8 protein-coding genes are annotated in these 9,062 nt (G+C 68.5%); 6 read left to right on the forward strand and 2 right to left on the reverse strand.

What is annotated here, in order from left to right; all coding sequences use genetic code 11:
- Positions 1–24 precede the first annotated feature (24 nt).
- Positions 25–315, reverse strand: a complete 291-nt coding sequence (locus JNK30_RS18245) for a hypothetical protein (RefSeq protein WP_293484397.1) — start codon at positions 313–315, stop codon at positions 25–27.
- A gap of 300 nt (positions 316–615) precedes the next feature.
- Between JNK30_RS18245 and JNK30_RS18250 the strand changes: the two genes are divergently transcribed.
- From JNK30_RS18250 to JNK30_RS18265, 4 genes are all read left to right on the forward strand, one after another.
- Positions 616–2,820 carry a TonB-dependent receptor gene (locus JNK30_RS18250; RefSeq protein ID WP_293484399.1) on the forward strand — a complete coding sequence of 735 codons (2,205 nt, stop codon included), beginning with the start codon at positions 616–618 and terminating at the stop codon, positions 2,818–2,820.
- 104 nt (positions 2,821–2,924) lie between these two features.
- Positions 2,925–3,872 carry an alpha/beta hydrolase gene (locus JNK30_RS18255; RefSeq protein WP_293484400.1) on the forward strand — a complete coding sequence of 316 codons (948 nt, stop codon included), beginning with the start codon at positions 2,925–2,927 and terminating at the stop codon, positions 3,870–3,872.
- A gap of 19 nt (positions 3,873–3,891) precedes the next feature.
- Positions 3,892–4,350 carry a VOC family protein gene (locus tag JNK30_RS18260; RefSeq protein WP_293484402.1) on the forward strand — a complete coding sequence of 153 codons (459 nt, stop codon included), beginning with the start codon at positions 3,892–3,894 and terminating at the stop codon, positions 4,348–4,350.
- A 5-nt stretch (positions 4,351–4,355) separates the two neighbouring features.
- On the forward strand, positions 4,356–5,231 hold the full coding sequence (locus JNK30_RS18265) for an enoyl-CoA hydratase (protein WP_293484404.1): 876 nt from the start codon (positions 4,356–4,358) through the stop codon (positions 5,229–5,231).
- 30 nt (positions 5,232–5,261) lie between these two features.
- On the opposite strand, the gene JNK30_RS18270 is transcribed toward JNK30_RS18265, so the two are convergent.
- On the reverse strand, positions 5,262–5,882 hold the full coding sequence (locus JNK30_RS18270) for a TetR/AcrR family transcriptional regulator (protein WP_293484412.1): 621 nt from the start codon (positions 5,880–5,882) through the stop codon (positions 5,262–5,264).
- 197 nt (positions 5,883–6,079) lie between these two features.
- On the opposite strand from JNK30_RS18270, the gene JNK30_RS18275 reads away from it, so the two are divergent.
- Together JNK30_RS18275 and JNK30_RS18280 are read left to right on the forward strand one after the other, a co-directional pair.
- Positions 6,080–7,432, forward strand: coding sequence for an MFS transporter (locus JNK30_RS18275; RefSeq protein WP_293484406.1), 1,353 nt, complete (start codon positions 6,080–6,082; stop codon positions 7,430–7,432).
- Positions 7,429–8,586, forward strand: coding sequence for an acyl-CoA dehydrogenase family protein (locus tag JNK30_RS18280; RefSeq protein ID WP_293484408.1), 1,158 nt, complete (start codon positions 7,429–7,431; stop codon positions 8,584–8,586). The genes JNK30_RS18275 and JNK30_RS18280 overlap by 4 nt, the downstream gene beginning before the upstream one ends.
- Positions 8,587–9,062 lie beyond the last annotated feature (476 nt).

The following is a 9,062-nucleotide window of genomic DNA, read 5'->3' on the forward strand; positions in this document are numbered from 1 at the left end:
GACCAGTCGTCTGCCGGCCGCGCCTCACGCGCTCGAATCTTCGCGCCCGCTCCGTCTGCGAAACCTCTCGGAGGTCGCGGCCTGCCGCGCGCTCACGGCGTATCCGATGCGTGCATAGGCTTCGACGAGGCTGCCGAAGCGCCGGATGTAGGTGTTGGGGGCGCGCGTGATCTCCGAAGCCTCGATCAGGCTCGAACTGAGCTTCCCGCGAGCCGCCAGCAACCGCCGCAACTCGTCCAGAAGCTCATCGTCCGTCGGTCTTCTAGACCTGGCGCTACTGCTCATGCCGCCACCAAAGCAGCCGCTGCGCCGCATGGCGAGAGCTTCAGGCGCGGATTGTCCTGTCAGCAGGAACTTTCCCGCGAAGTCCTAGGGGCCCATGCCATCGGTGCGACGCCCTGCGCGGGTGCTCCCGTCTGCGGCCGCCCCTGCCCGGCAAAGCTGTTCATGAGATCGAGGTGACGAACCGTCCTGCGGTCTTCCGCCGGGCCTGACTGCGCGGCGCGGAAGGCCGCCGGCGCGCCCCAGCCGAATTTGACGGAAGGAACTAACGATGTTAACGCGTGTCAAGTAGACGTTGCGGTCCGTCAAATAAGAACATGCTGGGAGGGAAGGATGCACGATCGTCTGAAGGGGACCCTGTTCGCGGCTACGGCGATGGGCCTGGCGGGGACGGTGCTCGCGCCACCCGCGCGCGCCGAGGAGGCGATGGCCGCCCGCGGAGAGACCGCCCTCGGTGAGGTGGTCGTGACCGCCACCCGCCGCGAAACCGATCTTCAGAAGACCCCCGTCGCCGTCACGGCGTTCACGGGCGAGGCGTTGGAGCGCAGCGCCATCCGTTCTGTGGCGGACCTGCAGTTCTCGGTCCCGGGCCTGGTGTTCAGCCAGAACGGCACGGCCTTCACGACATTGCGGGGTGTGGGCACTTCCCAGCCCGGCTCGGCCGTGGAGGCGGGGGTCGCCACCAACATCGACGGGGTGTTCGTTGGCCGGGTGAGTTCGGTGCAGAACTACTTCGACCTCGCCGGCATCGAGGTGCTGCGCGGGCCGCAGGGCACCCTCTACGGGCGCAATGCGACAGGCGGCGCCATCAACATCACGTCCAAGCGACCGGAACGCGAGTTCGGGGCCGGCGGGCTGCTCACGGTGGGCAACTACGACCTGCGGCGTGTCGAGGCCTACGTGAACGTGCCGCTGGGCGCGACCGCCGCCGCGCGTCTCTCGGTGCTCAACATGGAACGGGACAGCTACCTCACCAACCTCACCGGCCAGACGGTGAAGGGCGAGACGGCCCACGGCTATCGCGGCTACCTGGAGTGGACCCCGACCGAGCGACTGACGCTCGACGTCATCGCCGACTACCTGCGTTCCACGGGCGCGGGGCAGGTGAGCCAGAACCTCAACGGGGGGATCCATCCGATGTCGCCCGTCGGGACAAGGACCACGACCCGGGCGGATGCGATCTTCCAGACCTATCCGAACTACGTGTACCGCGAGAACTGGGGCCTGAACGCCACGGCCGAACTGGAGCTGGACGTCGCCACGCTGAAGTCGATCACCGGCTATCGAGAGGCGATCTGGCGGGGACAGAACGGCCTGTCCGCCACCACCGATCCCACCGCCTTCATCCCCTTCGACGAGGGGTCGAACCAGTTCTCGCAGGAACTGCAGGTGCTGAGCCCCAAGGGCTCCCGCGCCACCTGGGTGGCGGGGATCTACCATTTCCGCGAAGAGGTGGACGCGAGCTATGCGCCGGAGTTCCTGATCTCGCGCGCCGCGCCGCTGTACGACAGGTCGCTCCTGAACCAGGTGTTCACGAACACCTCGTGGGCGGTCTACGGCCAGCTGACCTATCCGCTCACGGAGCGGCTACGCGTCACCGCGGGCGCCCGCTACACCCGGGACCACAAGGAGGGTACGGGCGGCGGCAGCGAGAACATCTTCTTCCGGGGCGCCCCGCCGTTCCTGGTGATCCCGACGCCGGTATCGGTCGACAAGCGATGGAAGGCGTTCACGCCCAAGGTTGGGGTGGAGCTCGACCTTTCGGACGACGCCCTGCTCTACGCGTCGGCGACGCGCGGCTACAAGTCGGGCAACTCCAACCTGACCTTCATGGCGCCTCCGGTGCGACCGGAGTACGTCTGGTCGTATGTGGCGGGGGTGAAGTCGCGGTTCCTCGACAATCGCCTGCAGGTGAACGCGGAAGCGTACTACGCCAAGTACACCGACATGCAGGTGTTCGCGCTGCAGCAAGGCGGCAGCACCGTCACCGCGCTGTTCATCAACGCGGCCAAGGCCGACATGAAGGGCTTCGACGTCGAGGTGCTGGCCCGGCCGATGCCGCGGCTGCAGCTGAGCGGCTCCTACGCCTACCTGGACGCGCGCTTCATCGACTTCCCCGGGGCCGTCGACTCGTTCCTCAACGCATCGGCGCCTGCGGCGGACCGGCTGAAAGACAATCGGCTGCCCCGCGCGCCCAAGCACACCGTGAACGTTGCGGCCCAGTACGAGGCCGACCTAGGGGGCGGCTGGCGGCTCACTCCGCGGGTCGAGTACGCCTACCGCAGTCGCGTCTACTTCAGCCAGTTCAACCACATCGAGACCTCGCAGGGCGGCTTCGCACTGGTGAATGCACGGGTCACGCTGGCCGAGCCGAGCGGACGCTGGACCCTCGCGGCGTTCGGGCGGAACCTCACGGACAAGGACTATCTCGAGTACATCAGCGAGGCGAACGGCGGCGGCGTTCCCCCCGGCAACGTCGTGAGCGGCTTCTACGCCGCGCCCCGGACCTACGGTCTGGAGCTACGGGCACGATTCTGAACCTCGCGGAGCCACGCAGGAGCCTCCCCTCCCGCCGCGTGGCTGACGCGGGCGCACCTGCCTCGCGGAGCGCTGCTTCCGCGAGGCCCTCTCTCCAGGACGCCATGGCCGACAGTCACTACATCGATCCGGAAATCCGCCCGCTGCTCGAGCAGATGGCGGCGAACTATGGCGACTTCAGCAAGCTCTCTGTCGCCGAGACGCGCGCCATGTTCGCCCAAACAGCGGCAGCCACGGCGCGGCCACTGCCGGACGACTGCGTCGACGACTTCTTCGAGGTTCCGGGCCCCGCCGGGCCGATACCCTGCCGCCTCTTCCGGCCCGCGGGCGCGACGGGCGCGCTTCCGGTCGTCGTGCTCTTCCTCAGCGGCACCTATGTTGCGACGTCCCTGGATCAGGTTGGGAACAACCCCGTCGCCCTCGTCCAGGCCCTGGGCTGCATGGTGGTGACGCCGCTGCACCGCATCCCACCTGAAGCTCCGTTCCCCGCCGCCTACGACGATTGCTTCGCCGTCTATCGCTGGCTGCTCGAGAACGGCGGCGTGATCGGCGGAAACGGCGCGATCGTGCTGCTGGGGGAGAGTTCCGGCGCGACCCTGGCCGCCAGCGTCTGCATCGACGCGCGGGAGGCGGGACTGGCGCAGCCGCGGCTCCAGGTGCTCGCCGAACCGCTCCTCGACCACCAGTCCGAGACGCCGTCCATCAACGAATTTGCCTATGTGCTGTCCAAGGCGGACATCCGTAGGGGTTCGGCGCTCTACTTCGGCGATCAGCCGCCGCCGCCCCGAGCCTCGCCGCTTCGCGCGGACCGTCTGGCGGGAGTGGCTCCGGCCTACGTGATCACGGCCGGCCTCGATCCCCTGCGCGACGAGGGCTTCGCGTTCGTGGCGCGGTTGCGGGCCGAGGGCGTCACCGTCGCTCATCGCAACCACGACGGCCAGGTCCACGGCTTCTTCTCGATGCACGAGCAGCTCACCCAGGCCCGTATCGCCTTCCGGGAATGCTGCGCGGCCATCCAGCTCGCCTTCGAGGGCGGGCTCCTGCCCAAATGACGCCCAAGGAGCTTCACGCGTGAACATACACAGCCTCTTCCACGTCAACCTGAACTGCGTCGACTTCGAGCGCTCTCTGGCGTTCTACCAGGCGCTCGGTTTCACGGTGGAGATCCCGTTCCCGGAAGCCGGCCACCGGGCCGTGGGCGAGGGGCTCGGCGTGGGCGAGCACTGGGTCAAGGGCGCCCTTCTGCGCCTGGGCGACGATCCGAACGCCGCGCGGCTCGACCTGCTGGAGTGGATACGCCCCCGCAACTCCGAGCCTTCGCCCCTGAAGCTCACGGATCCGGGCATCGTGCGGATCGCCCTGTCGTCGTCCGACTTCGAGGCCGACGTGGCCCGGCTGCGCGAGCTCGGCGTGACCTTCGTCGCGGATGTCGTCTACCGGAAGACGCCGGACGGCGAGAGGCCGTGGTTCGTGTGCTTCCAAGATCCCGATGGAAACGTGCTGGAACTCGTGAACCGGCCGCGGAGCTGAATCCGATGGCGGAAGCCGAAGCGTCCGTCCTCTACGCCGTGCCCGCGCCCGGTGTCGCGCGGGTGACGCTCAACCGCCCGCAGCGCAAGAACGCGCAGAACGTCGAGTTACTCTATGCCCTCGACGCCGCCTTCCAACGGGCGGCGCGGGATCCCGCCGTCAAGGTGGTGATCCTGGACGCCGCGGGAGACACCTTCTCCTCGGGCCACGACCTCTCCGCCGACGCTGACAGCCCGCTCGAGGGCTTTAACCTCGTGGGTCTCTGGGCCGACTTCCAGGCTCCGGGACAGGAAGGCCAGATGGGCCGGGAGTGGGAGATCTACCTGGGCCTGTGCGAGCGCTGGCGCAGCCTGCCGAAGCCCACCATCGCGCAGGTGCAGGGCAAGTGTATCGCCGGTGGGCTGATGCTGGCCTGGGTCTGCGATCTGATCGTTGCGGGCGAAACGGCCAGCTTCCAGGATCCGGTGGTGGCGTTCGGGATCTGCGGCGCGGAATACTTCATGCACCCGTTCGAGTTGGGCGCGCGGCGGGCCAAGGACTGGCTGTTCACGTCGGATTGGCTGTCGGCCGAAGAGGCGCGGCAGGTCGGCATGGTCAGCCGGGTCTTCCCGGACGCGGAACTCGCCGCCGAGACCCTCTCGCTGGCGCAGCGCATTGCGCAGAAGCCGCTCTTCGCGCTGAAGATGGCCAAGGAGGCCATCAACCAGTCGCAGGATGCGGCGGGACGGCGGACGGCCCTGCTGCAGTCGTTCTCCATCCACCAGCTGTGCCATAGTCACTGGCGCAGCATCCACGGTGTGCCTGTGGACCCGAGCGGGCTGCCGCCCAAGCTGCGCGAGGGCATCTACGACTACTTCCGCAAGGTGGAAGACGGCCGCTGAGCGGGGCCGAAGCCCGCCGCGTCGAGGCGGTCAGCCGCGCGGGCGCAAGCCGTCCGAGATCAGGGTGATGAACGATTGCGCCACCTCGTCGGCGCTCAGGTCCCCCTGCGGGTCGAACCACTTGGGCATCCAAGACAGAGAGCCGAGGATCCAGAACTCCGTGAACTTGGGGTCCACGGGCGCGATCGACCCGTCAGCCATCCCTTCGCGGATGTAGCCGCGCATGCGCTGCTCGAGCTGCTTCGCCCGGCCGCTGATCGCCTTTCGGTGTTCGTCCGTCAGCGCGCCGAGGTTGTCCAGGATCGCGTAGGTCTCGGCATTGGGGTTGATGTGGAACTTCACGAAGTGCTCGATCTTCTCGAGCCCGTTGGTTCCGGCCCCGTCGGCGTGATCGTAGGCGGCCTCAGCGAGGTCGAGCGCCCGCTCGTAGCATTTCAACAGCAAGTCTTCCTTGCTGCTCGTGTAGTGGTAGAGCGCCTGCTTCGTGATGTTGAGGACGCTGGCGACGTCCGCGAGCGACAAACCCTCGTAGCCGTGCTTGTTCAGCATGACCGAGGCGACGCTCACGAGGGCCCGAAGCTTCAGTTCCCGCTGGCGAAGCCGCGACTGCGCCCGTTCCGCCTCCGCGGCCGCCCAGCCGTTGGAGATCATGCTCAAGGTGTCGTCCTCTCAAAATCCACCCGCGGCCTGCCGCGGACTCACTCGCCAATTCATCTTTTGTTGCCGACGGGTAAGTCGCATGCATCGCCCGAACGACGCAAGTTGCCAGAGAGATGATCGCAATTGACGCTCGGCAAGCAAACTCCTAGCGTCGTCCCGGCGCGGAATAGTCGTCGGGGGAGGAATGCATGGACGACCGATCCACGGCGTCGCTCTGGCGGCTGGCGGCGTACTCGCTGCCGGCGATCGGTCTCGCCATGCTCACGGGGCCGATCCTGGTCTTTCTGCCGAACTACTACGCCACCGAGATCGGGCTCTCGCTGGGCGCCGTCGGCGGCGTCTTCTTCCTCGCGCGCTGCTGGGACGCCGTCAGCGACCTGATGGTGGGCGTGGCCTCGGACAAGACCCGCAGCCGCTGGGGGCGGCGGGCGCCGTGGGTCGCGCTGGGCGCCCCGGTCCTGTGCCTGGCCGTCTACATGGTGTGCCTGCCGCCGGACGGCGTCGGGACGCTCTACCTGCTCGTGTGCCTTGTGGCCGTCTACACCGCCTGGACGGCGGTCCAGATCCCCTACACGGCCTGGGGCGCGGCGATCTCGAACGACTACAAGATCCGCAGCCGCGTCTTCGGCCTGCGTGAAGCCTGCACCGTCATCGGCTCGCTGGCCACGGTGGTGGTCCCATTCCTCGTGACGGGCGTACCGTCGCCGCCGCTTGATCAGGTGATCGCCATCATCGGGATCGCCGTGATCGGGGTCCTCGTCGCGGCCATCCCGCTCGCCCTGGCCTTCGGTCCGCCCGCCCGCCTGGAGCCTCCGGCGACCAGCGGCGCCTGGCAGGCCATCCGGCGGCTTCCGCGCAACGCGCCGTTCCTGCGATCCCTGGCGATCAATCTCCTCTTCACCAGCAGCCTGATGACCTTCACCGCCGGGATCCTCTTTTACCTGAACGCCGTCCTGGAGCTCGAAGAGGTGTTCCTCCAGCTGCTGCTTCTGCAGCAGCTCGCGACGATCGCTTCGGTCCCCGGGGTGCTTTGGCTCGCCGATCGACTTGGGCGCCATCGCGCCCTCGCGGCAGGGTGCCTGGGGGTGGGCGGGGGCTTCCTCGCGCTGGCCATCGTCCCTGCGGGGGTCTTCCTCCCCGCGGCCGCCGCCCTGGTCGTTGTGGGGTGCTCGGCGGGCGCGCTGTTCGTGCTCATGCCGTCGCTTGCCGCCGACGCCATCGACTACGGCGCCGTGAGGGGCCTTGGCGCCCAGGGTGGACTGTACATGTCGGTGTTCAGTCTCGTCTCGAAGGCCGCGACCGCCGCTGCCATCGGGGTGGCGCTGCCGGCGCTTCAGGCCGCCGGCTTCGACCCGCGCGCGCCGGCGACGCCGGAGGGTGCGCAGGCGCTCCGCACCATCTGCCTCTTCCTGCCCTGCGGTCTGCTGGCGGTGGGCGGGGTCGTCGCCTGGACGCACCCGCTGAGCCGACAACGCCACGACTTGATCGTGCGCCGCCTGGAGCGTCTGCGTCGGCGCGCCGGCGTGGCCGCGGCCGGATGAGTGCGACCATGACACAGCCCGCCCCAGACGACGAAAGCCTGGACATCTTCCGCCGCTCCGCATCGCGCTTCTTCGAGGCCGAGGCGGGTCCCGACGTGGTCGCCGCCTGGCGCGCCGCCGGCGCCGTGCCGCGCACCTTCTGGTCGGCCGCGGCGCGGGCCGGCCTGTTGGGCGTCTCGGTGCCGGAGGCCTACGGCGGCGGCGGCGGCGACTTCCGCCATGAAGCCGCCCTGGCGTACGAGATCTACCGCCGGGGGCTCGACGCCTTCGCCCTGCCGCTGCACAACGCCATGATCGCCCCCTATCTGGTGAGCTTCGGCACGGAGGCCCAGAAGCAGCGCTGGCTCCCCGGAATGGCGGACGGGCGGCTCATCTCCGCGATAGCCATGACCGAGCCCGGCGCGGGCTCCGACCTGCAGGGGATCAGATCGCGGGCGGTGCGCGATGGCGACGACTACGTCATCACCGGCCAGAAGACCTTCATCAGCAACGGGCAGACCGCCAACCTCGTCCTCGTCGTCTGCAAGACGGACCCCGACAACGGCGCGAAGGGGGTCTCGCTGTTTGTGGTCGAGACCGATCAGGCGCCCGGCTTTCGGCGCGGCCGCAAGCTTGAGAAGCTCGGCCTCGAGGCGGCCGACACCTCCGAGCTGTTCTTCGACGAGGTGCGGGTGCCTGCCGCGAACCTGCTGGGGGAGGCGGAAGGCCGCGGCTTCTACCAGCTCATGGACAAGCTGGCCCAGGAGCGGCTGCTGATCGCCATCCAGGGACTGGGAACCCTTGAGCGGGCGCTCGCCGAGACCGTCGCCTACGTGAAGTCGCGCGAGGCCTTCGGCAAGCCGCTTCTGGAGTTCCAGAACACCCAGTTCAAGCTCGCCGAATGCAAGACCGAGGCGACCGTGGCGCGGGTTTTCGTGGACCATTGCACGGCCCTGCACCTTGAGGGACGGCTAGATGCGACCACGGCCTCCATGGCGAAGCTCTGGGTGACCGAGGCCCAGTGCCGGATCGTCGACGAGTGTCTGCAGTTGCACGGCGGCTATGGCTACATGCTCGAGTACCCCATCGCCCGCATGTACCGCGACAGCCGCATCCAGCGGATCTACGGCGGCACCAACGAGATCATGAAGCTCTTGATCGCGAGGAGCCTGTAGCCACCGGGACGCCGGCTGACTGAGTGGCGGTGAGCGCAGTCAGGCGCTGAGCTGTCTCCGCCCCGACGCCTAGGCGCCTGGGTCCGGCGTACCGGTCCCGATGCCTGCTCGATGATGGGCCCGGCAGTCCCCCGTATCGAGGCGCGGGTGGCGCGGCCTATGGACGGGCCAGGGCCCCGCTTGTCGCGGCCCTGGAGGCGCCTGCTATTGAGGCCCAGGCGGCGCCCGTTCGCAACTGTCCGGCTAGCGGTAGCCGGTAGCGGCTGCGGTGCTGGCGTGAGCGCCAGCCAGTTAGGAGCCTCAGCGCTGATGGGCGTCCTGGGATCCGGCGTCTAACAGTCCCAACGCGGCGCCGACCTTCTCCAGGCGCTGTTCGACCTGACACCATCCGAGGCTTGTCGATGGCGGGGCCACCGTCGCCGAAGCCCCCATCCGTTTCGGTGTCTACGACCACACCGTTCTCCGCCGCGCGCCTC

It is taken from the genome of Phenylobacterium sp. (assembly GCF_016793225.1).
GTDB lineage: Bacteria > Pseudomonadota > Alphaproteobacteria > Caulobacterales > Caulobacteraceae > Phenylobacterium.

Bases quoted from the DNA above. Each gene is read 5' to 3' on its own strand.
- JNK30_RS18275 (WP_293484406.1), top strand. From the start codon at position 6,080: ATGGACGACCGATCCACGGCGTCGCTCTGGCGGCTGGCGGCGTACTCG.
- JNK30_RS18245 (WP_293484397.1), bottom strand. From the start codon at position 315: ATGCGGCGCAGCGGCTGCTTTGGTGGCGGCATGAGCAGTAGCGCCAGG.
- JNK30_RS18280 (WP_293484408.1), top strand. From the start codon at position 7,429: ATGAGTGCGACCATGACACAGCCCGCCCCAGACGACGAAAGCCTGGAC.
- JNK30_RS18250 (WP_293484399.1), top strand. From the start codon at position 616: ATGCACGATCGTCTGAAGGGGACCCTGTTCGCGGCTACGGCGATGGGC.
- JNK30_RS18270 (WP_293484412.1), bottom strand. From the start codon at position 5,882: ATGATCTCCAACGGCTGGGCGGCCGCGGAGGCGGAACGGGCGCAGTCG.
- JNK30_RS18255 (WP_293484400.1), top strand. From the start codon at position 2,925: ATGGCCGACAGTCACTACATCGATCCGGAAATCCGCCCGCTGCTCGAG.
- JNK30_RS18265 (WP_293484404.1), top strand. From the start codon at position 4,356: ATGGCGGAAGCCGAAGCGTCCGTCCTCTACGCCGTGCCCGCGCCCGGT.